This window comes from Aquabacter sp. DMC10 (assembly GCF_056314145.1).
In genome coordinates this window covers 127,656-152,145 of the sequence record NZ_JBQUYX010000001.1, presented here as the reverse complement: position 1 = coordinate 152,145, position 24,490 = coordinate 127,656, and the positions used below count along the sequence as shown (strand labels likewise).

The 24,490-nt window shown below is 66.9% G+C and carries 18 protein-coding genes; 12 read left to right on the top strand and 6 right to left on the bottom strand.

From position 1 onward, the window contains the following. Nucleotides 1–28: 28 nt before the first annotated feature. Nucleotides 29–1,393: a magnesium transporter gene (gene mgtE / locus ACT54L_RS00640; RefSeq protein WP_476083608.1), complete on the top strand. Its 1,365-nt coding sequence runs from the start codon at nucleotides 29–31 to the stop codon at nucleotides 1,391–1,393. Between the two features lie 112 nt (nucleotides 1,394–1,505). Here mgtE and ACT54L_RS00635 read toward each other — a convergent pair whose 3' ends face one another. Beyond that, nucleotides 1,506–2,936, bottom strand: coding sequence for a homospermidine synthase (locus ACT54L_RS00635; RefSeq protein WP_476083607.1), 1,431 nt, complete (start codon nucleotides 2,934–2,936; stop codon nucleotides 1,506–1,508). 204 nt (nucleotides 2,937–3,140) lie between these two features. On the opposite strand from ACT54L_RS00635, the gene ACT54L_RS00630 reads away from it, so the two are divergent. After that, complete coding sequence (locus ACT54L_RS00630) at nucleotides 3,141–3,968, top strand: bestrophin-like domain (protein WP_476083606.1); 828 nt, start codon at nucleotides 3,141–3,143, stop codon at nucleotides 3,966–3,968. A gap of 42 nt (nucleotides 3,969–4,010) precedes the next feature. Here ACT54L_RS00630 and ACT54L_RS00625 read toward each other — a convergent pair whose 3' ends face one another. Then, on the bottom strand, nucleotides 4,011–5,231 hold the full coding sequence (locus ACT54L_RS00625; protein WP_476083605.1) for a polyhydroxyalkanoate depolymerase: 1,221 nt from the start codon (nucleotides 5,229–5,231) through the stop codon (nucleotides 4,011–4,013). 277 nt (nucleotides 5,232–5,508) lie between these two features. On the opposite strand from ACT54L_RS00625, the gene ACT54L_RS00620 reads away from it, so the two are divergent. After that, complete coding sequence (locus tag ACT54L_RS00620; RefSeq protein WP_476083604.1) at nucleotides 5,509–6,159, top strand: glutathione S-transferase family protein; 651 nt, start codon at nucleotides 5,509–5,511, stop codon at nucleotides 6,157–6,159. A gap of 52 nt (nucleotides 6,160–6,211) precedes the next feature. Here ACT54L_RS00620 and ACT54L_RS00615 read toward each other — a convergent pair whose 3' ends face one another. After that, on the bottom strand, nucleotides 6,212–7,105 hold the full coding sequence (locus ACT54L_RS00615; RefSeq protein WP_476083603.1) for a LysR family transcriptional regulator: 894 nt from the start codon (nucleotides 7,103–7,105) through the stop codon (nucleotides 6,212–6,214). A 128-nt stretch (nucleotides 7,106–7,233) separates the two neighbouring features. Between ACT54L_RS00615 and ACT54L_RS00610 the strand changes: the two genes are divergently transcribed. Then, the gene (locus ACT54L_RS00610) at nucleotides 7,234–8,001 is read left to right on the top strand and encodes a sulfite exporter TauE/SafE family protein (RefSeq protein WP_476083602.1); all 768 of its coding nucleotides are present in this window, start codon (nucleotides 7,234–7,236) and stop codon (nucleotides 7,999–8,001) included. 68 nt (nucleotides 8,002–8,069) lie between these two features. Here the strand turns inward: ACT54L_RS00610 and ACT54L_RS00605 are convergent, their stop codons facing one another. From ACT54L_RS00605 to ACT54L_RS00595, 3 genes are all read right to left on the bottom strand, one after another. Next, the gene (locus ACT54L_RS00605) at nucleotides 8,070–9,221 is read right to left on the bottom strand and encodes a patatin-like phospholipase family protein (RefSeq protein ID WP_476083601.1); all 1,152 of its coding nucleotides are present in this window, start codon (nucleotides 9,219–9,221) and stop codon (nucleotides 8,070–8,072) included. Nucleotides 9,222–9,473: 252 nt separating this feature from the next. Then, nucleotides 9,474–10,220: an acetoacetate decarboxylase gene (locus tag ACT54L_RS00600; RefSeq protein WP_476083600.1), complete on the bottom strand. Its 747-nt coding sequence runs from the start codon at nucleotides 10,218–10,220 to the stop codon at nucleotides 9,474–9,476. Nucleotides 10,221–10,427: 207 nt separating this feature from the next. After that, on the bottom strand, nucleotides 10,428–11,420 hold the full coding sequence (locus ACT54L_RS00595; RefSeq protein WP_476083599.1) for a WD40 repeat domain-containing protein: 993 nt from the start codon (nucleotides 11,418–11,420) through the stop codon (nucleotides 10,428–10,430). A 237-nt stretch (nucleotides 11,421–11,657) separates the two neighbouring features. Here ACT54L_RS00595 and hrpB point away from each other — a divergent pair, with 237 nt between their 5' ends. The 8 genes from hrpB (at nucleotide 11,658) to ACT54L_RS00555 (ending at nucleotide 24,454) form a co-directional block, all read left to right on the top strand. After that, the gene (gene hrpB, locus ACT54L_RS00590; RefSeq protein WP_476083598.1) at nucleotides 11,658–14,147 is read left to right on the top strand and encodes an ATP-dependent helicase HrpB; all 2,490 of its coding nucleotides are present in this window, start codon (nucleotides 11,658–11,660) and stop codon (nucleotides 14,145–14,147) included. A 72-nt stretch (nucleotides 14,148–14,219) separates the two neighbouring features. Next, a complete protein-coding gene (mobA, locus tag ACT54L_RS00585; RefSeq protein WP_476083597.1) occupies nucleotides 14,220–14,840 on the top strand; it encodes a molybdenum cofactor guanylyltransferase in 621 nt (206 codons plus the stop codon). A 61-nt stretch (nucleotides 14,841–14,901) separates the two neighbouring features. Beyond that, nucleotides 14,902–15,327 carry a group II truncated hemoglobin gene (locus tag ACT54L_RS00580; RefSeq protein WP_476083596.1) on the top strand — a complete coding sequence of 142 codons (426 nt, stop codon included), beginning with the start codon at nucleotides 14,902–14,904 and terminating at the stop codon, nucleotides 15,325–15,327. Between the two features lie 193 nt (nucleotides 15,328–15,520). Then, nucleotides 15,521–17,776: an Orn/Lys/Arg family decarboxylase gene (locus tag ACT54L_RS00575; RefSeq protein WP_476083595.1), complete on the top strand. Its 2,256-nt coding sequence runs from the start codon at nucleotides 15,521–15,523 to the stop codon at nucleotides 17,774–17,776. Nucleotides 17,777–17,800: 24 nt separating this feature from the next. Then, nucleotides 17,801–19,348 carry an arginine/agmatine antiporter gene (adiC, locus tag ACT54L_RS00570; protein WP_476083594.1) on the top strand — a complete coding sequence of 516 codons (1,548 nt, stop codon included), beginning with the start codon at nucleotides 17,801–17,803 and terminating at the stop codon, nucleotides 19,346–19,348. 216 nt (nucleotides 19,349–19,564) lie between these two features. After that, complete coding sequence (locus ACT54L_RS00565; RefSeq protein ID WP_476083593.1) at nucleotides 19,565–20,554, top strand: HlyD family secretion protein; 990 nt, start codon at nucleotides 19,565–19,567, stop codon at nucleotides 20,552–20,554. Between the two features lie 10 nt (nucleotides 20,555–20,564). Continuing rightward, entirely contained in the window at nucleotides 20,565–23,300 is a 2,736-nt protein-coding gene (gene rbbA, locus ACT54L_RS00560) for a ribosome-associated ATPase/putative transporter RbbA (protein WP_476083592.1), read from the top strand. After that, nucleotides 23,300–24,454, top strand: coding sequence for an ABC transporter permease (locus tag ACT54L_RS00555; RefSeq protein ID WP_476083591.1), 1,155 nt, complete (start codon nucleotides 23,300–23,302; stop codon nucleotides 24,452–24,454). Before rbbA ends, ACT54L_RS00555 begins: the two co-directional genes overlap by 1 nt. Nucleotides 24,455–24,490: the final 36 nt, after the last annotated feature.

Here is a 24,490-nt window from a genome sequence, read left to right as displayed (position 1 = left end):
CGCGTGCGGGGCGGACTGGGGACCAGGGATGAAGCAGGATCCGATCGATACAGCCGCGATTTCGGCCGCGCCGAGTTCGCTCGCCTCCCACCATGTGGCCGACATCGTGGAGCTGTTGAACCGCAAGTCCCTCGAGGAGGCGGTCCAGTTCATGGAGCGCCTGCCCGAGGATTGGGCGGTGGAGCTGATGGACCAGCCCGACTTCGTGTGGGCGTGCGAGGTGATGGAGGAATTGCCGGGGGACAAGGCCGCCCACCTGATGGAGCGCATGTCCTCCGACCGGGTGGCCGACCTTCTGCGCTGGATCGGCGAGCCCAAGCGCTCCGAACTGAAGGATCGCCTCACCCCTGATACCCGCGCCGGCATCGACCGGCTGCTCACCTATCCGCACAATTCCGCCGGCTCCATCATGACGACGGAGTTCGTCAGCGTGCCCAGCGACTGGACGGTGCAGCAGACGCTGACCCATCTGCGCGAGGTGGAATCCTCCCGCGAGACCATCTACGCCATCTATCTCCTGGACCCCGTGAGCCGTCGCCTGGTGAATGTGGTGAAGCTGCGCGCGCTCATCACCGCCGATCCGGCCGCCCCCATCCTCTCGCTGGCGCCGACCTACGCCCCCATCACCGCCAATGCCCTGGCGGACCGTGCGGACGTGGCCCGGCTGATCGCCAAGTACGACCTCCTGGCCGTGCCTGTGGTGGATACCACCGGCCACATCATCGGCATCTGCACCTTCGACGACATGATCGACGCCATGATCGACGTGCAGACCGAGGACGTGCAGCGCATGGGCGGCATGGAGCATATTCATGAGCCCTATCTGCAGATCAGCTTCGGCGAGATGATCCGCAAGCGCGCCGGCTGGCTGTGTGTGCTGTTCCTCTCCGAAATGCTCACCACCTCGGCCATGCAGGTGTTCTCCGATGAATTGGAGAAGGCCATCGTGCTGGCGCTGTTCATTCCGCTCGTCATGAGCTCGGGCGGCAATTCGGGGTCGCAGGCCACCTCCCTCATCATCCGCGCCCTGGCGCTCCAGCAATTGCGCTTGCGCGACTGGTGGCGGGTGGCGTTCCGCGAACTGCCCACCGGCGTGGTGCTGGGCTCCATCCTCGGCGTCATCGGCATCGCCCGCATCGCCATCTGGCAGGAAGCCGGCATCTTCGACTATGGCGAGCACTGGGTGCTGCTGTCGATCACCATCGGCGTGGCGCTCATCGGCATCGTCACCTTCGGCTCGCTGTCGGGGTCCATGCTGCCGTTCGCGCTGAAGCGCCTGGGCTTCGACCCCGCCACCGCCTCGGCCCCGTTCGTGGCCACCCTGGTGGATGTGACCGGCATCGTGATCTATTTCTCGGTGGCCTGGCTGTTCCTCCACGGCACCATCTTGTGAGGGGAGGGGGCCGGCATCCGGCCCCCCACGCCCCCAAAACAAAAGCGCCCGCCGGGAGGCGGGCGCTGAAGGCGCGGCCCGCAAGGGGCCGCGCGGGTCTTGACGGTGCGGCTCAGCGCACCAGGATGTTCTTGAACTGCCAGGGATCGTCCAGGTCGAGATCCTCGGGGAAGAACTTGACCCGCTCGGTCAGGGGCGTCCAGTCCGTATAGGTGCCGATCACCGGGCCGAGATAGGGGGTCTGCACTTCCAGGCAGCGGCGGAAGTCCAGCTCATCGGCTTCCACGATGCCGGCCTCCGGGTTCTCCAGGGCCCACACCATGCCGGCCAGCACGGCGGAGGTCACCTGAAGGCCGGTGGCGTTCTGGTAGGGGGCGAGCTGGCGGGCTTCCTCGATGGAGAGCTGCGAGCCGAACCAATAGGCATTCTTGGCGTGGCCATAGATCAGCACGCCCAGCTCGTCGCTGCCGTCGACGATCTCATGCTCGTCCAGGATCTTCCAGTCGCTCTGCATGCGCCCGCCGGAGCCGAACATTTCGTGCAGCGAGAGCACGGCATCGTTCGAGGGGTGGTAGGCATAGTGGCAGGTGGGCCGGTAGACCGCCTTGTCGCCCTCGCGCACCGTCAGATAGTCGGCGATCGAGATGGCCTCGTTATGGGTGACGAGGAAGGCATATTGCGGCCCGGGGGTGGGCGTCCAGGAGCGCACGCGGGTTTCCGCGCCGGGACGCATGAGATAGATGGCCGCGCCGCAGCCGCCCTCATGGGTGCGCCCTTCCGGCGGCATTTCCTTTTCGTTCGTGCCCCAGCCCAGCTCCGCCGGCTGGAGGCCCTCGGAGACGAAGCCTTCCACCGACCAGGTGTTGACGAACACGTCGCGGGGCTTGGGATCGCGGGCGCGCTGCGTGTCGCGCTCGGCAATGTGGATGCCCTTGACGCCCAGCGCCTGGGCCAGGCGCGCCCATTCCTCGCGGGTGGTGGGCTCGGGCCGCTCAAGGCCGATGTCCTTGGCGATGTTCAGCAGCGCCTGCTTGACGAACCAGGACACCATGCCCGGATTGGCGCCGCAGGTGGACACGGCGGTGGGGCCGCCCGGCGAACGGCGGCGGGCGTCCAGCAGCCCTTCGCGCAGCGCATAATTGGTGCGCGCGGCCGGGCCGAGCGTCTCGTCGAAATAGAAGCCCTTCCAGGGCTCGATGACGGTGTCGATATAAAGGCAGCCGAGCTCGCGGCACAGCTCCATCACCGCCACGGAGGACACGTCCACCGAGAGATTGACGCAGAAGCCGCGCCCGCCGCCCGCCGTCAGCAGGGGGGTGAGGAGGTCGCGATAGTTTTCGGCGGTCACTTCCGCCTTGATGTAGCGAATGCCGCGCGCGTCCAGGAGCTTGCGGTCGTCGTCCACCGGGTCGATCACCACGAAGCGGGATCGATCGAAGTCGAAGTGCCGCTCGATCAGCGGCAGGGTTCCGCGCCCGATCGAGCCGAAGCCGATCATTACGATGGGGCCGTCGATGGTCGCGTGAACCGGCCAATCGCTCATAATTTTCGATACTCCTCCAAATGCCAACACCAATGTGGCCGCCGGCACCATGCTGAGGCGGGACCGCGCCGTCAACACCCTGGAAGCCATAAAACGAAAGAAGATCGAAAAGCCGCGGGCGGATGCGAAGGGTAAGTCCCGCTGACACATGAGGTTCACGGGGCCTCCGCACAATTGCGCAGGTGCGGGTGGAGCGGTGTTGTCATGAATGTGTTGCAGTGGGTGGATTCACTTCCCTCCGATCAGGAGGTTCTTGTCCTTACGCTGTTCATGCTCTGCTATGCGGCTGTCGTGGTCTATTGCGTCCACGCGGTTCGCAAGCGCGCGCCGAATGCCTTTGCCGGCGTCTCAGCCTCGGTCTTCAGTCCCCTCGGGGCCATTTTCGGCCTCACCGCCGCCTTTCTGGGCGCCGATGTGTGGGACAATGAATCCGCCGCCTTGCGGGCGGTGAACGAAGAAGCGCGGGCGCTTTCGGAGATCTGGGTGCTGGCCGACGGCCTGGGCTCTCCCATCGGCGACAATATCCGGCAGGACATCCGCGATTACGGGCGGCTTGTGTTGGAGCGGGAATGGCCGATCCTTGAGAAGATGACTGATCCTTATAATGAAACCAGCGTGAAGGCCCGCGAGCTGCTGTACGACATCATTGCCCAGGTCGGCCAATATAAGGTGACGGATGGGGTCGGCCTGGCGCCGCTGGAGATCGACGAGTTGGTGCGCCAGGCCTTCACCAGCCGCACCCAGCGCATCGACATCGCCATCCATCATGTGAGCTACACCAAGCTCTACCAGACCATGAGCCTGGGTCTCCTGCTCATCCTGGCGGTGGCGGTGGTGCATTCCGGCCAGTTGCGGCTGCTCATCATCATGACGCTGGGCGCCACCTTGGTGGTGTCGCTGGTGGTCTGCGGCGTCATCGCCAATGACGAGCCCTATGAAGAGGGGGTCTCGCGCATCGACCCGGTGAAATATTACCAGGTCCACCAGGACTTCTCGCGCGGGCCGCTGGCCGGGCCGCCGCCCCTGCGCTGACAGCGGACAGCCAACGCCCGGGACACGTCCCGGGCGGCGGGATCAGTCGCTGGCGAGGATGTGGTTGCGCACCAGCGGATAGACCTGGCCCGCCCATTTGCGGCCGCTGAACACGCCGTAATGGCCAACGCCGGCCTGCATGTGGTGGCGCTTGCGGTGGGGCCGCAGGCTGGAGCAGATGTCCTGCGCCGCCACCGTCTGGCCGATGGAGCAGATGTCGTCCCGCTCGCCTTCCACCGTGAGGAGGGCGGTGCGGCGGATGGCCTTGAAGTCGATGGGATTGCCGCGATAGGTCAATTCGCCCTTAGGCAGGCGATATTCCTGGAACACATATTGCACCGTCTCCAGGTAGAACTCGGCGGCAAGGTCGAGGACGGCGAAATATTCGTCATAGAAGACCTTGGTGGTCTCCGCTTTTTCCAGATCGCCGGCCGCGAGGTTCTCGTACAGCTCAAAATGCGCCTTCATGTGGCGCCCGAGATTCATGGAGACGAAGGCGGAAAGCTGCACGAAGCCCGGATAGACCTTGCGCCCGCTGCCGGCAAAGCCCGGCGGCACGGTGGCGATGAGGTTGCGCTCGAACCAGGACATGGGCTTGGAGGTGGCGAGCTCGTTCACCTTGGTGGGATTGATGCGACAGTCGATGGGCCCGGCCATCAGCGTCATGCTGCGCGGCTGGGCGGGATTGTCCTCCTGCGCCATTACGGCGGCAGCCACCAGCGCCTGGACGCAGGGCTGGCACACCGCCAGCAGGTGCGAGCCCGGCCCCATGAATTCCAGGAACTTGATGACGTGTTCCACATAGTCGTCGAAGGCGAACGGGCCTTCGTCCAGGCTCACGTCGCGGGCATTGTGCCAGTCGGTGATATAGACGTCGTGGTCCGGCAGGAGGGTGCGCACGGTACCCACCAGGAGGGTCGCGAAATGGCCCGAGAGCGGGGCCACCACCAGCACCCGGGGCTGGGGCACGTCCACGTCTTTCTTGAAGTGCAGCAGCGTGCCGAAGGGCAGGCGATAGACATTCTCCTCCACCACCTCCACATCCCGATTGCCCACCGTGGTGGTGTCGATGTGGAAGGGCAGGCGGGCATGGGAAAGCGCTGCGCGCTCGACCATCTCATAGGCCGCCGAGAGATGGCGGATGCCGCTGTTGCCGCTGAGCAGGCCCATGAACGGGCTGTCCAGCATGCGGCGCGCCATTTTTGCCCCGAAACGGATGGGCTCCATCAGGTCGGCCTGGGTCTGGTAGGCTAGGTACATCATGGGATCCTGCGCCTTTCGGCCGTGTCGGACTGCGTCCGCGGCCGCGATTTTTCTTACCTTGCGGTCAAACGTCTCGCCCGGCCCGTTAGGGGGCGACACGCCCCGGTGTCGTCTGGTAGGATCTAAGTCGTTGGGAGATTTTCATAATTTCGCCTTCCCCCTGACGCGGTTCGGATGTACCTGTAAAGCCCTCTAAACTAGATATTGAAGCGGGGGGTGGTGCAATGCAACATGCAACCGCTAAGATTGATCCTCGCGGCGAAAATCGGGGCCCGGCATGAGCACGCTGACCATTTCCAGCAAGAATTATTCCTCGTGGTCGCTTCGGGGTTGGCTGCTGTGCAAGATGGCCGGCCTGTCCTTCCAGGAGGAGCGCGTCCCCGTGGACGATCCCTCCGCCAAGGCGGAGCTTCTGCTGCTGTCTCCCTCCTTCTTGGTGCCCCGCCTGGTGCATGAGGGCGTGACGGTGTGGGACACGCTGGCGATTGCCTCCTATCTCAACGAAGTGTTCCCCCAGGCGGGCCTGCTGCCGGACGACCGGGCGGCGCGCGCGCACTGCCTGTCCATTTCGGGCGAGATGCATTCCGGCTTTGCCAACATGCGCTCGGCCCTGCCCATGAACATCAAGGGCCGCTATCCCGGCTTCAAGGTGTGGGCGGGCGCGCGGGCGGACATCGAACGGATCGTGGCCATCTGGCGCGGCTGCTTTGCCGCCCATGGCGGGCCGTTCCTGATGGGCGCGCGTCCCACGCTGGCGGACGCCATGTTTGCTCCGGTCTGCTCGCGCTTCACCACCTATGACGTGCCCTTGGATGCGGCCTGCGCCGCCTATCGCGACCGCATCATGGCCCTGCCGCTGATGCTGGAGTGGATCGAGGGCGCCAAGGCGGAGCCTGAGGAGCTGGAAGAGCTGGACGTGGAGTTCTGAGGGCGTCACCGGCCGGTCAGGTCGCCGCGCGCGACCGTCCGGTCTTGATCGCTCAGGCTGCGGCCCGCGCCTCCAGGTGCTCCAGCAATTCGCGGGCGAAGGCGGGCAATGTGGCGCGGGCGCGCACACAGAGGACGAGGCGCCGTCGCGTCCAGGGCTCGTCCAGGGGGCGCACCGCGATGGCGCCGCCCTGCGCAAGGCGCAGGGCCGCCGCTTCCGGCAGCACGGCCACCCCAACACCCGCCGCCACCATCACCGCCACCGGCTCAAAGCCGTTCACCCGCACCCGATACTTGGGCGCGGCGCCGGTGCGCAGGGCCTGACGGCCTACCAGTTCCTGCATGGCATTGCCCGGCGGCAGGCCGACGAAGGGTTCCGCGAGGAGATCTGCGAACCGCACGGCGGGGCGCTCTGCCAAGGGATGGCCCGGGGGCAGCACCGCCACGAGCCGGTCTTCGCCATAAGGCGACAGTTCCAGGCCGCGCGTGTCCACCGCATCGGAGCCGATGCCGAGATGAATGAGCCCCTGCGCCAAGGCGAGGGTGATCTGGCGGCTGGGCTGCTCGGAGAGGTCCAGGTCCACGTCCGGATGGGCGGTGAGGAAGGTGGCGAGGTCGCCATGGAGCCGCCCGCCCAGGGCCGCCGTGTTGCACCACAGCCGCACATGACCCTTCAGCCCGCGCCCGTATCGGGCCAGCTCCCCGCGCATGCGCTCGGTCTGGTCGAGGATCAGCCGGGCATGATGGGCGAGGGCCTCGCCCGCCGGGGTGGGCACCGCCCCCGCCCGGCTGCGGGTGAGAAGCGCGGTGCCGATGGCCTCCTCCATGCCCTTGATGCGGGCGGAGGCGGAGGCAAGGGCGAGATGCGCGCGCTCTGCGCCGGCGGTGATGGAGCCGGTCTCCACCACCGAGAGGAACAGGCGCAGGTCTGCAGGGTCGAAGCGCATGAGGTCCGTCCGGCACATCCTACGGATAAGGCGAAGGATAAGGCCGTATCTTCCGCATTGTTGCAAGTCCACGCCGGCCTTAGAGCAGAACGGACCGCCCCACTGCTCCCTCTCATGTGCCCAACGCCATGGCCTTTCCCCTGACCATCCCCGAAACCACCTTGGCTTTCATCGTCGCCGTGCTCGTCTTCGCGGGCATGGTGAAGGGCCTCATTGCCATGGGCATGCCCACTGTCGGTGTGGGGCTGTTGTGCCTGGTCATGCCGCCCGCCCAGGCGGCGGCGCTGATCGTGGTGCCGGCGGCCATTTCCAATGTGGTGCAACTCGCCACCGGCCCGCGCCTCGCCCATACGGTGCGGCGCTTCTGGGCGATGATCCTGACTGTCGTGGCCGGCACACTCCTGGGCGGGCTGGTGATGGGCGGGCTGGAATCTCATCTGGCGCCGGGCATCCTGGGCCTGACGCTGACCGTCTATGGGGTCATGGGCCTCATGAACCTGCATCTGAAGACGCCGCCGGCGCTGGAGCCCTGGCTTTCCCCGGTGGCGGGCTTCACTTCGGGCCTGCTCACCGGTACCACCGGCGTCACGGTGATGCCCATGGCGCCCTATCTCCAGTCCCTGGACATGCCCAAGGAAGAATTGGTGCAGGCGCTGGGGCTGGGCTTTGCCGTCTCCACTTTCGCGCTGGGCTTTGCGCTGATGGGGCAGGGGGCGCCCTTTTCCGACCCCACCATGATGCTGGCCTCGCTGGCCGCGCTGGTGCCCGCGGTGGCCGGCATGGAAATCGGCCGCCGGCTGCGCCTGAAAGTCTCTCCCGCCGCCTTCCGGCGCTGCTTCTTCGCCGGCCTTGCGCTGCTCGGCCTTCATATGCTTGCCCGCGCCGTCCTGATCTGACGGCAACGCAAAATGAAAGGGCCCGCCGGAACATGCCGGCGGGCCCTTTTTGTCGCGTGGACGCGAGTTCAGTCGTCGATGCGGTGCACGTCGTGCACCACCACGGAGGCTTCCTTCGGCGGGCGGCGGAGCCATTCGCGGTGGCGCAAGGTGCGCATGGTGTCCTCAATGCCGGCCTGCCAATGATCGCGCATGGAGGTGCCGGAGAATTCGTAGTCCTTGAAGTCCCGCTCGTATTCTTTTTCCTGATAGATCAGGTGGCAGATGTTGACCGGGCCGGAATTGGCGTAATCGTCCAGCACCCGCTGGTCTTCCTCCGTGCGCAATTGCTCGGGGATGCGCAGCACCGTCTGGGCGTGCTGGGTGCGCATCTCCTGCACCCGGCGGAACAGGTCGGTGGTGTAGCGCGTGCGGCTGGAATAGCCGATGTCCTTCTGGCGCTCGATCACGTCATACATGTCGCGGGGCAGTTCACCGCGGGCGCTGAACAGGTCCACCTGGAACACCAGGGTGGCCGGATGGTCGGGCTGGTCCAGGAGCCATTGCAGGGGCGTGTTGGAGACCACGCCGCCGTCCCAATAATATTCCCCGTCGATGCGGATGGCCGGGAAGGCCGGCGGCAGGGCGCCGGAGGCCATCACATGCTCGGGTCCGATGCGGTGGGTGGTGTTGTCGAAATAGATGAAGTTGCCGGTGCGCACGTTGGACGCGCCGACCGAAAAGCGCTTCTGGCCGTTGTTGATGAGGTCGAAATCCACCAGGCGCAGCAACGTCTCGCGCAGGGGCGAGGTGTCGTAGAGGCTGGTAGCGCCCTCGGCGCCGGTGGGCAGCAGCCAGGGATTGGGCCAGCGGGGGCGGAAGAAGCCGGGCTGGCCGAGGCCGATGGTGGCCAGCGCGCTCATCTGGTTGCGCATGGCGCGGAACAGGTCGCCTTCGGGCGTGAAGGGGAAGAATTTGCGCCCCGAGACCGTTTCCCAGAATTCGCGCAGGCGCGGCACCCGGTTTTCCGGCGTGTTGCCGGCGATGATGGCCGAGTTGATGGCACCGATGGAAACGCCCGAGATCCAGTTGGGCTCGGCTCCCGCATTGGAAAGGGCCTCGTAGACGCCGGCCTGGTAGGCGCCCAGCGCCCCGCCGCCCTGGAAGACCAGCGCGACCCGGTCATAATCGTGAACGAGAGCGGCGATTTCCTGCGGATTGTGATCCAGACGCGTGCTCATCTGTTCCTCGTTTCCTGGCATCCTCCCGCCCGCGCGGCAGGCGCGGTCTGCGGGGACCTGCAACGATCATGGAATGGGAGCGGCGGGCGCATGGGCCCGCCACCCCCGGGTTCAAGGTCGCCTCAGGCGGACCGGCGTGGCATCGGAACGCCCCGGCCGTCGCCGCCCCAGACACTCGGTCTCAGACACTCAACGTCACTTTAGCCCGGCTTCACTAGCTCAGCTTCACTGGTTCAGCTTCACTGGTTCAGCTCACTTGGGCTCGGCCAGATAGTCGTAGATGACCTCGCCCATGCCCAGCGTCAGGTCGGCGCGCAGGTGCAGGGCGGAGACGATCTCCAGCACCGGCAGGCGGGCCACATCGCAGATGACATGGGGGTAGAGGCCGAGGGCGCCGGGTCCGACCCAGCATTCCTTAAGGTCGATATCCTCCAGATAATAGCGCACCAGCTCGCAGATGCGGGGCGTGGCGTCCACATGGGGGATGATCTTAATCATGTAGTTGGGCGCCTTCAGCGCCTTCAGCACGGCGTCCTTGTCGGCGGCCACGTGCTTGTAGCCCATGGTGGCCTCGGCGCAGAGCGTCTTGCCATAATGGAGGCGGCCGGTGAGGACGTCCTTCTCCACTTCCATCTTGGGATGGGCATACTTCTTGGGGAAGCCCCACAATTCGCGGCCGCCGGCGATGGGCGCCTCGTCGTCCAGATACATGGAGTGCACATAGCCGCCCTCCACGCCATTGAACTTCACCGGGATGACCTGTCCGGTCTCGGTATAGTCGCCGAAGCCGGTGGAGTCGGGCATGCGAATGAATTCATACTTGACTATCGGCTCGAACACTTCGAGCGGCTCGGGGACCACCTTGCGCAGCGCCTCGATGTCGGTGCGATAGGTGATAATCATGAATTCCCGGTCGAAGAACCGATAGGGTCCCTTCGGGAACGCAGGGTTCGTCAGCGGCATGGAATAAGCAGTGCGGCGAACGTCTTCGATCTTCATGAGGAACTCCGAACTCCATCCGACCGGAACGGGTGGTGCGGCCGGAGGGTGCCGTCCGCAACGTCATCTCGCAACCGCGAGATGACCATGAGGTTAGCCCATAGCTGGCCCGCGTGACAGCCCCGAGACGCGATCCCGTGGCGCGCACCGCCACCGTATAAAAAAAGCCCCCGCGGCGGAGCATCGTACCGCGCGAAGGGCCGTCCTTCAGAATTCCAGCAAGCCGGCACTGCCCGAGGCGGTGCCGAACGCCACCGCCCCGCCATCTGCCCGCCAGCCGATGGCGGTTACCGGCGTGGCGTCGGGCTTGCGCAGGAGGATCTCCGCGCCATCCGAGATGCGCACCATCAGCACCATGCCGTCCTCGAAGCCCGCGGCCAGCACCGGGTCCTTGGGATGGCAGGCCACCTGCGTCACCTTGCCGGTGGTGGAGGGGGCCAACATGGAGGGCTGCTTGCCCATGGGGCCTTCCTTGGACTGGAACGGCCACAGGATCACTTCCGTGGAGCCGGACGAGGCCAGCCACTTGCCGTCGGCGGTGAATTCAAACGACTTCACGCGGCTGGGATAGCCGGTCATGCGCATGTGGCCGCCATCCACCACCCGCCAGCCATGGAGCGCGGCCTCCTGCATGGTGGTGATGACGAAGCGGTTGTCGGGGCTGAACACCACCCCCAGGTGCGAGCCCTTCCAGCCCAGTGTCTCGGGCTTGGAGCCCGGCGCATTCGGGAACCAAAGCGTCACGCCGCCATAATGGGCCACCGCCAGGCGGATGCCCTTGTGGGCGAAGGCAAGGCCGCCGACGGTGGAGCCCACCTCCAACTGGCGCGGCTCGCCCTTGGGGGAGATCATGTGGGCGGTCTTTCCCACCGAATAGGCGGTGATGCCATCCGGCCCCAGGGCCACATGGTCCACCCAGCGGGCCTTGTGGGTGGCAAGGGTCGTCACCGTGCCGTCGGTGGCCAGTTCCACCACCTTGCCGTCATCGCCGCCGCTGACGAGGCGGCGCCCGTTGCCGGCCACCTCCAGCGGCACGCCGTCATGGAGCGTCACCTTGGCGAGGTCTGCCCCCACGAGGGTCGCGGCGCCCGCATCCTCCACCAGCACGCAGGTCCCGCCCAGAAAGCCGGAATGAACGATGCCGCTGTCGAGGGTGAAGGTGCGGACCTTGTCGGTAAGCGAAGAGGGAACAGTGGACATGCGCCAGCCGGATGTGTCTGCGCCGTCGGGGGCAATCCGCCCTCCGAAGGCTTGAAGGAGAAACCCGTTCGATCCGCGACGCAGCGGGTGCGCCGACGGTTCGTTCGCTCCCTAGATAAGCGACGTGGCGGCATTTGTCGCCCCGCACCCGGGCGGTCGGCTGGGTTTCGGACCCATTTCGGCCGTGCCCCCCGCCATGCTACAGGACGCGCCCCGCCGACCCATCGTCCCGGTCCCATGTTCGATACCCGCCTGCCCATCGATGCCGTTCTGGAACCCTTGCGCGAGACGCTCAAGCGGGGGCCGAACGCCGTCCTGGTGGCGCCCCCCGGCGCCGGCAAGACCACGCGGGTGCCGCTTGCCCTCATGGACGAGCCCTGGGTCGCCGGGCGCAAGATCCTGGTGCTGGAGCCACGCCGCCTCGCCGCCCGTGCCGCTGCCACCCGCATGGCCCAGACGCTGCGCGAGAAGGTGGGCGAGCGCGTCGGCTATCGGGTGCGCCTGAAGGCGGAGGTCTCCCGCCGCACCCGCATCGAGGTGGTGACGGAAGGCGTCTTCACCCGCATGATCCTGGACGATCCCGAATTGTCCGGCATCGCCGCCGTGCTGTTCGACGAATATCACGAGCGTTCCCTCGACGCGGACCTGGGGCTTGCTTTGGCGCTCGATGCCCAAGGCGGCCTTCGGGAAGATTTGCGGCTGCTCGCCATGTCCGCCACCCTCGACGGCGCCCGCGTGGCCGCCTTGCTGGGCGGAGAGAGCGCCCCGGCGCCGGTGATCGAGAGCGAAGGGCGGGCCTTTCCCGTGGAGACCTTCTATCTCGGCCGCGATCCGCGCGCGCCCATCGACCGTCAGGTGGCCGATGCGGTGGTGCGGGCGCTCGGGGCCGAGCGCGGCTCGATCCTCGCCTTCCTGCCCGGCGCGGGGGAGATCCGCCGGACCGAAACCCTTCTGCGCGAGCGCGTGCGCGACAGGGACGTGGCCATCGTGCCCCTTTATGGCGCGCTGGACGCCGCCGAGCAGGACCGGGCCGTGCTGCCCGCGCCGACCGGCACGCGCAAGGTGGTGCTCGCCACCTCCATCGCCGAGACCAGCCTGACCATCGAGGGCGTGCGGGTGGTGGTGGATGGGGGCCTTGCCCGCGTACCCCGCTTCGAGCCCGATGTGGGCCTGACGCGGCTTGAGACCGTGCGCGTCTCCCGCGCCGCCGCCGACCAAAGGCGGGGCCGCGCCGGGCGCACCGAGCCGGGCATCTGCTATCGCCTGTGGGGCGAGGGGGAGACGGCGAGCCTCCAGCCTTTCGCGACGCCGGAAATTCTCGCCGCCGACTTGACCGGCTTGGTGCTGGATCTGGCCGCCTGGGGCGTGCGCGATGCGCGCAGCCTCGCCTTTCTCGATCCGCCGCCCGTCCCGGCTCTGGCCGAGGCCAAGGCGCTGCTGGTGCTGCTGGGCGCGCTTCACGCCGATGGCGCGGTGACGCCGCTCGGCCGGCGCATGGCGCGCCTGCCCTTGCCGCCGCGCCTCTCCCATATGGTGATTGCCGGTGCCGATGCGGGCCTGGCGCAGGAGGCGGCGGAGATCGCCGCCCTTCTGGTGGAGCGCGGCCTGGGCGGCGATGGCGTCGACCTTCTCCATCGCCTGGACGGCTTCCGGCGCGAGCGTTCCCGACGGGCGGACGATGCCCGCCGGCTTGCCGATCGCTGGGCGGAGAGCGCCAGGCGCGGGGCAGGGGAGGGGCGCCTTTCCCTGGCGCAGGGCGCCTCGCCCGCCGGCCTCCTGGCGCTGGCCTTCCCGGATCGCGTCGCCAAGGGCCGGGGCGATGGCACCCGCTTTCTCCTGGCCAATGGAAGGGGCGGGGTGATGGAACCCTCCGCCGCGCTGGCCCGTGCGCCTTTTCTGGCGGTGGCCGAGATCTCCGGCCGGGCCGAGGCCGCCCGCATCACGCTGGCCGCCGCCTTGGAGGCGGACGAACTGGAACGCCTGTTCGCCGCCGACATTACCAGCGGCATCGAGGTGGCTTTCGATGCGGAAGCCGCCGCGGTGCGGGCGCGGGAGACGCGGCGCCTGCGGTCCCTGGTGCTGGCGGACCGCCCCCGCCCCGTGCCGCAGGGGCCGGAGACGGCGGCGACGCTGGCGCGGGGCGTGGTGGGGCTGGGCCTTGTCCGTTTGCCCTGGAGCGCGGCGCTCTCCCAATGGCGCGACCGGGTGCTTTTCCTGCGCGCGGCCGAGGGCGAGCCCTGGCCGGACCTCTCCGATGCCGCCCTCGGCGAGGCGCCGGAGGACTGGCTCGCGCCCTATCTGGAGGGGCGCACGTCCCTTTCCGACATCACGGCGGGAGACCTCTCCAACGCCCTGCACGCGCTTCTGCCCTATGAGCTGACCCGCCGCTTGGAAGCGGAGGCGCCCACCCATTTCGAGGCGCCCACCGGCTCGCGCCTGCCCATCGATTATGGGGCGGAAGGCGGGCCGGCCGTGTCGGTGCGGGTGCAGGAGATGTTCGGCCTCACCGTACACCCGGCCATCGCCGGCGGGCGGGTGCCCCTTACCTTGGCCTTGCTCTCCCCCGCCCATCGGCCCATCCAGATGACCAAGGACCTGCCGCAATTCTGGCGTGGCTCCTGGCGGGACGTGCGGGCGGACATGCGCGGGCGCTATCCCAAGCATCCCTGGCCCGAAGACCCTTCGCAGGCTCCACCGACCACGCGGGCGAAACCAAGAGGCACCTGAAGGCGCCGTGATGCCGCCCGCTTCCTGTGGCTGGGATGGGGGACAACAAGGTCCGCAAGCAAAGGGCTGGTCATGTCGATCAAGGTCATTGAGGGACTCACCGGCGTGGTTCTGGCCGGCGGCGAGGCCCGGCGCATGGGGCGCATCAACAAGGCGCTGGTGACGGTGGGCGGCGTGCCTGTGATCGACCACATCCTCGCCCGCCTGGCCGAGACCTGCGCGCATGTGATGGTCATCGCCAACGATCCCGCCCCCTATGCGGAGCGCGGCCTGGAAGTGCATGGGGACGTGATGCCCCATCATGCTGCACTCGGCGGGATCTATACGGCGCTTCTGAAGGCCCCGACCGAGCAAGTGTTCGTCTGCGCCTGCGACATGCCCTTCCTGTCCGCTCCGCTCATCCGGCACCTGAGCTATGCCCTCGACGGCCATGACGCCGCAGTGCCGCGCGACGCCTACGGGCTCCAGCCGCTCCACGCCATCTATGCCCGCCGCATCGCCCCTTTGCTCCGGCCCTTCCTGCTGCGCGGCGAATTGAAGCTGGAAAAGGTCATCGCCACGCTGGACGCCCACATCCTGCCTCCCGCCGAGGTGGAGCCCTATGCGGCCGAAGCCAACATCTTCTTCAATGTGAACACGCCCGCCGACCTGGAGCAGGCGCGCCGGCAGGCGGTGCATCCGGGGGAGCCCTGAGTGGCATGCGCCGCCGGCCCCGCTATGGTGGCGCGTTTCGAGGATGAGGATGTCGGGCGGCATGGCGCAAGAGGACCAGCAAGAGCAGCAAGGCGGACAGCAGCAGGCCGAGCGCTCGGTCTATGACCGCATGGGCGGGGAGGCAGGCATTCGCCGGCTCACCGGGCGCTTCTATGAATTGATGGATACCTTGCCCGAAGCCGCCGAATGCCGGGCCATCCATCCCGAAAGCCTCGCCGGCAGCGAGCAGAAGCTGTTCGAATATCTGTCCTACTGGTTCGGCGGTCCGCCGCTGTTCGTGGAGCGCCACGGGGCGCCCATGATGCGCCAGCGTCATTTCCGCGCGCCCATCGGGCCCCTGGAGCGGGATGGCTGGCTCATCTGCTTCCGCCGTGCCTTCGACGAGACGGTGGAGGATCCCGGCCTCAAGGACGTGGTGATGCCCCGCGTGGAAGCGCTCGCCGTGCACATGCAGAACAAGGCGTGAGCAGTTTTCGCACTGCAATGCGATCAAGACATGAACGGTTTCAGGGTAGCGTTGTAAATACTGCGCTGCCTAAACGTGAAATGTGAGGCAAGTCAAAGACTGAAATCGCGTTCTCCGTGCTAAGCTCCCGCCCAGGGTCCGACGTCAGGGCAGGAGACCTGGAATGGCACGTTCTCGGGAAGAAGGCCTCGGGATGCGAGCTTTGCTCGCGCACTCCCACATCAATTCTCAGACGCCGCCGGGCCGGGCTGCCCGCGCCCTCGCCGACGAACTGATCGAACAGGACGTGGACGTGGTGACCGCCACCTCCTGCGAGGATGCCGGCGCCCTGTTCGCTGCCGACGCCGCGATCCAGGCGGTGCTGCTGGACTGGGACATGGAGGGCGATGCCGACCACAAGGCGGCGCTGGCCACCATCGCCGCGATCCGCGCCCGCAATTCGGCGGTGCCCATCTTCCTGTGCGCCGACCGCTCGCTGGCCTCCACCATTCCGCTGGATGCCATGGGCGAGGTGGATGATTTCGTCTGGCTGATGGAGGACACGCCCCGCTTCATCGCCGGCCGTGTGGTGGCGGCCACGGAGCGCTATCGCAGCCAGGTGCTGCCGCCCATGTTCGGCGCGCTCGCCCGCTTCTCCCAGGTCCACGAATATTCCTGGCACACGCCGGGCCACACCGGCGGCACTGCCTTCCTGAAGCATCCGGCGGGGCGGGCCTATTTCGAGTTTTTCGGCGAGAACCTCTTGCGCGCGGACCTGTCCATCTCGGTGGGGGAACTGGGCTCGCTGCTGGACCATTCCGGCCCCATTGGCCAGGGCGAGAAATATGCCGCCCGCGTGTTCGGCGCCCACCGCACCTATTATGTGACCAACGGCTCGTCCACCTCCAACCGGGTCATCCTCATGGCCTCGGTGACGCGGAACGATGTCTGCCTGTGCGACCGCAACTGCCACAAGTCCGCCGAGCACGCCATGACGCTGTCCGGCGCCATTCCCACCTATATGATGCCGTCCCGCAATGGCCTCGGCATCATCGGCCCCATCCCGCCCTCGCGGCTGACGCCGGAGGCCATCACCGCTTCCATCGCGGGAAATAAGTTGGTGGGGGAGGGTGTGGACCAGAAGCCCCAGCACGCCATCATCACCAACTCCACCTATGACGGCCTCTGCTACAACGTGGCCAAGGTGGAGGCGCTCCTGGGCCAGAGCCTGGACCGCCTGCATTTCGACGAGGCGTGGTACGGCTACGCCCGCTTCAATCCGCTCTACAAGGACCGCTTCGCCATGTTCGGCGATGCCAAGGCCTATGACCCGTCCCGGCCGACGGTGTTCGCCACCCAGTCCACCCACAAGCTGCTGGCGGCGCTCTCCCAGGCCTCCTACATCCACGTACGGGACGGGCGCCGGCCCATTCCCCATGGACGCTTCAACGAGGCGTTCATGATGCACGCCTCCACCTCGCCCAATTACGCCATCATCGCCTCCAACGACGTGAGCGCGGCCATGATGGACGGCGCCTCCGGCAAGGCGCTGACCACCGAATCCATCCGCGAGGCGGTGGCCTTCCGCCAGATCATGGCGCGGCTCCATGCCGAATATGGCGAGCGGGGCACCTGGTTCTTCACCACCTGGCAGCCGGATTTCGTCACCGACCGGAGCGGGCGCAAGGTGGCCTTCCATCTGGCGGACGAGACCCAGCTTGCCACCGATCCCGCCTGCTGGGTGCTGGCGCCTGGGGCCGCCTGGCACGGCTTCGAGGGGCTGGAGGACGACTGGTGCATGCTCGACCCCATCAAGGTGTCGGTGCTCACCCCCGGCATGTCGCCCTCGGGCGTTCTGGCCGAGACGGGCATCCCCGCCGCCATCGTCACGCTCTATCTGGACCGGCAGGGCATCGTGGTGGAGAAGACCACGGACTTCACCATCCTGTTCCTGTTCTCCATCGGCGTCACCAAGGGCAAGTGGGGCACGCTGGTCAGCGAACTCGCCGACTTCAAGCGCGACTATGACGTCAACGCCCCGCTCGAGCATGTGCTGCCCGACCTCGTGGCACTGGTCCCCGCCCGCTACGGAGCCATGGGCCTGAAGGACCTGGCGGACGAGATGTTCGCCGCCATGAAGGACCTGAAGACCACCTCCACCATGGCGGACGGCTTTTCCGAACTGCCCGAGCCGGACCTTTCTCCCGTCGAAGCCTACGAGAAGCTGGTGAAGGGCAAGGTGGAGGCCCTCACCCTCGACGAAATGGCGGACCGCACGGTGGCCACCGGCGTGGTGCCCTACCCGCCGGGCATTCCCCTCCTGATGCCGGGCGAGAAGGCGGGCGCCAAGGCACTCGCCTATCTCAAGGCGCTGGAAGCCTTCGACCGCCGCTTCCCGGGATTTGGCCACGACACCCACGGTGTCGAGGTGGAAGACGGCACCTATCGCGTCCTGTGCATCACGGCCTGAGGCCACGGGAAAGGGGAGGTGGGCATGAGCGAGGCGACCACAGCGGCGCCGGCGGCTTCGGCCAATGGCGCATCCAGCGGCGGCAAGAAGATCGGCCTGGTGGCGGCCACCTTGATGGTGGCGGGCAACATGATGGGCTCGGGCGTCTTCATGCTCCCGGCGAACCTTGCCGCCACCGGCGGCATCGCCATTTTCGGCTGGCTCATCACCATCGTGGGGGCGGTCTCCCTGGCGTTGGTGTTTGCCAAGCTCGCCTCCATCGATCCGGCGGCGGGCGGGCCCTATGCCTATGCCCGCAAGTCGTTTGGCGACTATATGGGCTACCAGACCAACCTCATCTATTGGCTCGCCAATGTGGTGGGGAATGTGGGTCTGGCGGTGGCTGGGCTCGGCTATCTCTCCAATTTCTTCCCCGGCCTGAAGGACCCGCTGATCTCCGCGCTCGCCCAGATCGCCTTGGTCTGGTTCTTCACCTATGCCAACATCCTCGGCCCCAATGTGGTGGGCCGGCTGCAATCCTTCACCACTTCCTTTGCGTTGGTGCCCATCGTGGGCATGGCCATTCTCGGCTGGTTCTGGTTCTCCGGGAAGACCTATGCCGATGGCTGGAACGTCTCGGGCCAGGGCACCTTCTCGGCCATCGGCGCCACCTTGAACTTCACGCTCTGGGCCTTCATCGGCGTGGAGACCGCCTCAGTCTCGGCGGGCGTGGTGGAGAACCCCAAGCGCAACGTACCCATCGCCACCGTGTTCGGCGTTGTCATCGCCGCGGTGTGCTACGTGCTCTCCTCCTCGGTCATCATGGGCATGATCCCCAACAAGGCACTGGTGGCCTCCTCCGCCCCCTTCGCCGATGCGGCGCGCCTCGCCTTGGGTGACACGGCGGCCAATATCGTCGCTGCCTGCGCCGCCATCGGATGCCTGGGCTCGCTCGCCGGCTGGACGCTGCTGGTGGGCCAGACCGCCAAGGCCGCGGCCGATGACGGGCTGTTCCCCAACCTGTTCGCCAAGGTCAATTCCAAGGGCGTGCCCTCGGCGGGCCTTGCAGTGGTTGCCATCATCATGAGCGTGCAGGTGCTGGCCACCATGTCGCCCACCGCCAGCGAGCAGTTCGGCAAGATTGCCTCCATCGCTGTGATCATGACGCTTTTGCCCTACATCTATTCGGCCATCGCCTTGAAGGTGATCGGCTATAAGAAGATGCCGAGCAAGGAATACAGCATCTACACCATGATCGCCCTGGTGGCGGCGGTCTATTCCCTGTGGGCCATGGTGGGCTCGGACGGCAACCAGACCCGCTGGTCGCTGATCTTCGTCATTGCCACCATCGTCTTCTATGCCCTCGCCCTCAACCACAAGCGCGACGTGGAGGACGGCACGGTGCATACGGGCGGCGCGGCGCCCCGCTGGATCCGCTATGCGACGCTTGCCATTACCATCGCCGCGCTGGCGTTGATGTTCTGGGAGGCGGTGGGCAAGCATGAAGCCGGCTCGTTGCGCACCCGCTCGCCCCATGCGACGCTGGAGTGGCGGGGAGAACCGCCGGCGGGACCGGCCCTGGACCTGGCATAACGAAGTGGAGTTGGCGTGAGGAAATGGCCCGGTTGACCGGGACCCGTTGACCTGCGTCAACGAAGCGCGGTGCGGTGCACCATAGAGTGCCCCTTGCTTCCACCCCCGCCGTGCGGCGGAGGTGGTCCCAGGTGGGAAGTTGCGGTCCCCAATGGGCGAGACATGGAAATTCGGAACCCTGATGCGGGTTCCGGCCGACCGGAATGGACCTCCCTGATGCTCCGCAAGATCCTCGTTGTGCTCGTGCTTATGGCCCTCGCCGCTGGCGGGGGCGCCTATTATTACCTGAAGACCCGCCAGCAATTGCCTGCCGGCTTCGTCTCCGCCAATGGCCGCATCGAGGCCACGGAGATCGACATCGCCACCAAATATGCCGCCCGGGTGGCGCAGGTGATGGTGGAGGAGGGCGACTTCGTCCAGGCCGGCCAGGTGGTCGCCCAAATGGATGTGGAAGAGACCTCCGCCGCCCTGCGCACCGCCCAGGCCCAGGCCCAGCAGGCGGAGAAGGCACTGGAGCAGGCCTCCCACGTGGCCGAGCAGCGCTCCAGCGAACTGGATCTCGCCATCAAGGAACTGCAGCGCTCCGAGACCTTGCTGACCCGTGGCTTCGCCACCGCCCAGACGGTGGACCAGCAGCGCACGGCGCGCTTCACCGCCCAGGCGGCCCTTTCCGCCGCCCAGAGCAGTCTTGCCGCCAATGAGGCGGCGGTGCGCGCCGCCCAGGCGGAGGCGGACCGGCTTGCCCGGCAGGTGGCCGACGGCACGCTGAAGGCGCCCAAGGCGGGCCGCATCCTCTATCGCCTCGCCGAACCGGGCGAGGTCTTGGCGGCGGGCGGCAAGGCGGTGACCATGCTGGATCTGTCCGATGTCTACATGACCGTGTTCCTGCCCGCCGCGCTGGCCGGCAAGCTGGCGCTGGGAGCCGAGGCGCGCATGGTGCTGGAGCCGCTCCCCGACACGCCCATCCCCGGCCGCATCTCCTTTGTTTCCACCCGCGCCCAATTCACCCCGAAGCAAGTGGAGACCCAGACCGAGCGGGAGCGCATGGTGTTCCGGGTCAAGATCCGCATCCCCTCCCAACTGGTCTCCGACCATATCGACATGGTGAAGACCGGTGTGACCGGCATGGCCTATGTGCGCATCGATCCGGCCGCGCCCTGGCCCGCCTGGCTGCAATCGTCCGTGACCGAGGCCGTGGCGAAGTAGCGGGGCGATCATGGACGATCCGTCTTCCGCCCCCGGCGAACACACGCCCGGCACGGGCCTGTCCTTTCGCGGGGTGCGCCATCTCTATGGCGCCTATGTCGCCCTGAAGGGCATCGACCTCGACCTGAATGCCGGCGCCTCCCTGGCGCTGGTGGGGCCCGACGGGGTGGGCAAGTCCACGCTGCTGGCCTTGCTCGCCGGCTCCAAGGCGGTGCAAGGGGGCGTGGTGCGCGCGCTTGGCATCGACATGTCCGTGCGCCGCGACCGCGAGGGCGTGCAGCCGCGCATCGCCTACATGCCCCAGGGGCTGGGGCGGAACCTTTATCCCAATCTCACGGTGGGCGAGAACATCACCTTTTTCGCCCGTCTGTTCGGCGCCAGCCCGAACGAGGCGCAGGAGCGCCTGGCGCCGCTCCTGGCGGGCACTGGCCTTGCCCCCTTCCAGGACCGGTTGATGCGCAAGCTCTCCGGCGGGATGAAGCAGAAGCTCGGCCTGTGCTGCGCGCTGGTCCATGACCCGGACCTTCTCATCCTCGACGAGCCCACCACCGGCATCGACCCGCTTTCGCGCCGGCAATTCTGGGAATTGGTGGACGCCATCAAGGCCGAGCGTCCGCATTTGTGCGTCATCGTCGCCACCTCCGACATGGACGAGGCCGCCCGCTTCGACCGGGTGGTCTTGATGAATGACGGGGCGATCCTGGCCGATGACGCGCCCGCCGCGCTGTTGGCCCGCACCGGCCAGCCCAATCTGGAACGCGCCTTCATCGCCCTCCTGCCCGAGCGGCCGGATGGGGTGGGGCAGGATCATGATCGCGCGGCCATTCCCGCCGACGCGCCGGTGGCCATCGAGGCCAAGGGGCTCACCCGCCGTTTCGGCGACTTCATCGCCGTCAACGACGTCAACTTCACCATCCGCAAGGGCGAGATCTTCGGCTTCCTCGGCTCCAATGGCTGCGGCAAGAGCACCACCATGAAGATGCTCACCGGCCTTCTGCCGGCCAGTTCCGGCGAGGCGCTGCTGTTCGGCAACGCGGTGGCTGCCGACGACATGGAGACCCGCCGGCGCGTGGGCTACATGTCCCAGTCCTTCTCGCTGTATGGCGAATTGACCGTGCAGCAGAATCTCGACCTGCACGCCCGGCTTTTCGCCCTGCCGGCGGAAGCCGCCAAGGCGCGCCTTGCAGCCCTGGTGGCGGACTTCGATCTCGGGCCCCATCTGGAGGCGCTCTCCGACAGCCTGCCGCTCGGCGTGCGCCAGCGCCTGCAACTGGCGGTGGCCATCTTGCACGAGCCGGAACTGCTCATCCTCGACGAGCCCACTTCCGGCGTCGATCCGGTGGCCCGCGACCAGTTCTGGGACCGGCTGGAGCGGCTGTCCCGCGAGAATGGCGTGACCATCTTCGTCTCCACCCATTTCATGACCGAGGCGGAGCGCTGCGACCGCATCTCCTTCATGCATGCCGGCCGGGTGATCGCCACCGGCACGCCGGCCGAGCTGAAGACGGCGCAGGGCGTCGCCACGCTGGAAGAGGCCTTCATCGCCTATATGGAAATGGGCGGGCGCAAGGATGCGCCCGTGGCCATGCCCAAGGCGGCGGCGGACGGGCTGCGCAAGCCCGCCGTCTTCTCGGTGCGTCGCATGGGCGCCTATGCCTGGCGCGAGGCCATGGAAATGCGCCGCGACCCCGTGCGCCTGACCTTTGCGCTCTTGGGCACCGCGCTCCTGATGCTGATCTTCGGCTTCGGCATCACGTTGGACGTGGACCATCTGCGCTTTGCCGTGCTCGACCGCGACCAGACGCCGGAAAGCCGGGCCTATGTGGATGAATATGCCCACTCGCCCTATTTCATCCTGGAGGCGCCCTTGAGCGGGCCGGCGGAGCTGGAGGAGAAGCTGCGCGCCAACGCCATCACGTTTGCCATCGAGATCCCGCCGAAGTTCGGCTCCAACCTGCGCGGGGGCAAGGACACGGAGGTCTTCATCACCGTGGACGGGGCCATGCCGTTCCGGGCCGAGACCATCGTGGGCTATGTGGAAAGCGTGCATCTGCGCTTCATCCAGGAGGCGGCGCAGCTGGCGGGCAGCACCATCACGAGCCCCGCCAATCTCGTCATGCGCTACCGCTACAATCAGGCCTTCCGCAGCCTGGATGCCATGGTGCCGGCCACCATCGCCCTGCTGCTCATCTTCATCCCGGCGGTGTTGACCGCGCTCGGGGTCGTCACCGAGAAGGAGATGGGCTCCATCACCAATCTCTATGTCACGCCGGTCACCAAGGTGGAATTCCTGCTGGGCAAGCAATTGCCATATGCGGCGCTGGCGATCTTGAATTTCGGCGTCATGGTGGTGATGGCGCTGACCATTTTCGGCGTGCCGCTGAAGGGCAGCTTCCTGGGGCTGGCGCTTGGTGCGCTGGCCTATGTGCTCTCCACCACGGCCTTCGGGCTCTTCATCTCCATCTTCACCAGCACCCAGGTGGCGGCCCTGTTCGCCACCTCCATTCTGACCATGGTGCCGGCCAGCCAGTTCTCTGGCCTGCTCCAGCCGGTGCCGACTTTGGACGGGGTGGCGCGGGTGATCGGCACCTTCTTTCCCACCACCTATTTCATGCGCGCCAGCGTCGGCGCTTTCACCAAGGGGCTGTCGCTGATCGACCTGATGCCGTCCATCCTGGCGAGCCTCGCCTTCTGGCCGGTGTTGCTGGGGGCGGCGCTTTTGCTCCTGAAGAAGCAGGAGGTGTGATGTCCAGCCTGCCCCAGACCCTGAAGCGCCCACGGCTCATGTCCAACCTGCCGCCGCTGCTGCTCAAGGAGTTCGAGAGCCTGCGCCGCGACACCGTGCTTATGGTGCTGGTGCTCTATGCCTTTTCGGCCGCCATCCTGGTGCAGGCCAATGGCATGAAGCACGACCTGAACCGTGCGACCGTGGCGGTGGTGGACGAGGACCGCTCCCAGCTGTCCCATGCCATCACCGATGCCTTGCTGCCGCCGCGCTTCCAGGCACCGGTGGCGGTGGGGCCGGCCGAGTTGGATCGCGCCATGAACCAGGCGCGCTACGTCTTCGCGCTGGATTTCCCGCCCCGCTTCGAGCAGGACGTGCTGGCGGGGCGCTCGCCCGATGTGCAATTGCTCATCGATGCCACCGCCCTCATGCAGGCGGGGCTGGGGGCCACCGACATTTCCAACATCTTCCAGCGGGAGGTGCTGCGCTTTGCCACCCGCTCGGACAAGGAAGCCTCCTATAATCCGACGCTGGAGGTGCGCTCGGCCTTCAACCAGGCGCTGGAAAGCTCCTGGTTCACCGGCACCATGGGGCTGATCACCAACATCACCATGCTCTCGGTGCTGCTGGCGGGCGCAGCTTTGGTGCGCGAGCGCGAGCATGGCACACTGGAGCATCTCCTCGTGCTGCCGGTGCGGCCGGTGGAGGTGATGCTGGCCAAGATCCTCGCCAATGGCGCGGTGATCCTGGTGCTGACGGGCCTTTCCGTGCTGGTGGTGCTGCGCGGCATATTGGGCATGACCATTGCCGGCTCGGTGCCGCTCTTCATGGCCGGGGTGGCGCTCTATCTCTTCTTCACCGCCTCGCTGGGCATTTTTCTCGGCACGGTGGTGCGTTCCATGCCGCAGCTCGGCCTCATGTTCATGCTCATCGTCCTGCCCATGAACATGTTGTCCGGCGGCTTCACGCCATTGGAGAGCATGCCGCAGGCGCTGCAATATATCATGCAGGTCTCCCCCTCCACCCAGTTCGTCGCCTTCGCCCAGGCCATCCTTTATCGCGGCGCGGGCTTCGACGTGGTCTGGCCGCGCTTTCTGGCGACGGCGGCGGTGGGCATGGTGTTCTTTTCTTATTCGCTGGTCCGGTTCCGGGGGTTCCTGGCGGCGCAGCAGTGACAAGGTTTCGTCTGGCGCGCGCCCGCGCCCGGCGCA

What these genes read in the sequence shown, in the direction of transcription:
- mgtE (WP_476083608.1), top strand. Translation starts at nt 29, where the DNA reads ATGAAGCAGGATCCGATCGATACAGCCGCGATTTCGGCCGCGCCGAGT.
- ACT54L_RS00635 (WP_476083607.1), bottom strand. Translation starts at nt 2,936, where the DNA reads ATGAGCGATTGGCCGGTTCACGCGACCATCGACGGCCCCATCGTAATG.
- ACT54L_RS00630 (WP_476083606.1), top strand. Translation starts at nt 3,141, where the DNA reads ATGAATGTGTTGCAGTGGGTGGATTCACTTCCCTCCGATCAGGAGGTT.
- ACT54L_RS00625 (WP_476083605.1), bottom strand. Translation starts at nt 5,231, where the DNA reads ATGATGTACCTAGCCTACCAGACCCAGGCCGACCTGATGGAGCCCATC.
- ACT54L_RS00620 (WP_476083604.1), top strand. Translation starts at nt 5,509, where the DNA reads ATGAGCACGCTGACCATTTCCAGCAAGAATTATTCCTCGTGGTCGCTT.
- ACT54L_RS00615 (WP_476083603.1), bottom strand. Translation starts at nt 7,105, where the DNA reads ATGCGCTTCGACCCTGCAGACCTGCGCCTGTTCCTCTCGGTGGTGGAG.
- ACT54L_RS00610 (WP_476083602.1), top strand. Translation starts at nt 7,234, where the DNA reads ATGGCCTTTCCCCTGACCATCCCCGAAACCACCTTGGCTTTCATCGTC.
- ACT54L_RS00605 (WP_476083601.1), bottom strand. Translation starts at nt 9,221, where the DNA reads ATGAGCACGCGTCTGGATCACAATCCGCAGGAAATCGCCGCTCTCGTT.
- ACT54L_RS00600 (WP_476083600.1), bottom strand. Translation starts at nt 10,220, where the DNA reads ATGAAGATCGAAGACGTTCGCCGCACTGCTTATTCCATGCCGCTGACG.
- ACT54L_RS00595 (WP_476083599.1), bottom strand. Translation starts at nt 11,420, where the DNA reads ATGTCCACTGTTCCCTCTTCGCTTACCGACAAGGTCCGCACCTTCACC.
- hrpB (WP_476083598.1), top strand. Translation starts at nt 11,658, where the DNA reads ATGTTCGATACCCGCCTGCCCATCGATGCCGTTCTGGAACCCTTGCGC.
- mobA (WP_476083597.1), top strand. Translation starts at nt 14,220, where the DNA reads ATGTCGATCAAGGTCATTGAGGGACTCACCGGCGTGGTTCTGGCCGGC.
- ACT54L_RS00580 (WP_476083596.1), top strand. Translation starts at nt 14,902, where the DNA reads ATGGCGCAAGAGGACCAGCAAGAGCAGCAAGGCGGACAGCAGCAGGCC.
- ACT54L_RS00575 (WP_476083595.1), top strand. Translation starts at nt 15,521, where the DNA reads ATGCGAGCTTTGCTCGCGCACTCCCACATCAATTCTCAGACGCCGCCG.
- adiC (WP_476083594.1), top strand. Translation starts at nt 17,801, where the DNA reads ATGAGCGAGGCGACCACAGCGGCGCCGGCGGCTTCGGCCAATGGCGCA.
- ACT54L_RS00565 (WP_476083593.1), top strand. Translation starts at nt 19,565, where the DNA reads ATGCTCCGCAAGATCCTCGTTGTGCTCGTGCTTATGGCCCTCGCCGCT.
- rbbA (WP_476083592.1), top strand. Translation starts at nt 20,565, where the DNA reads ATGGACGATCCGTCTTCCGCCCCCGGCGAACACACGCCCGGCACGGGC.
- ACT54L_RS00555 (WP_476083591.1), top strand. Translation starts at nt 23,300, where the DNA reads ATGTCCAGCCTGCCCCAGACCCTGAAGCGCCCACGGCTCATGTCCAAC.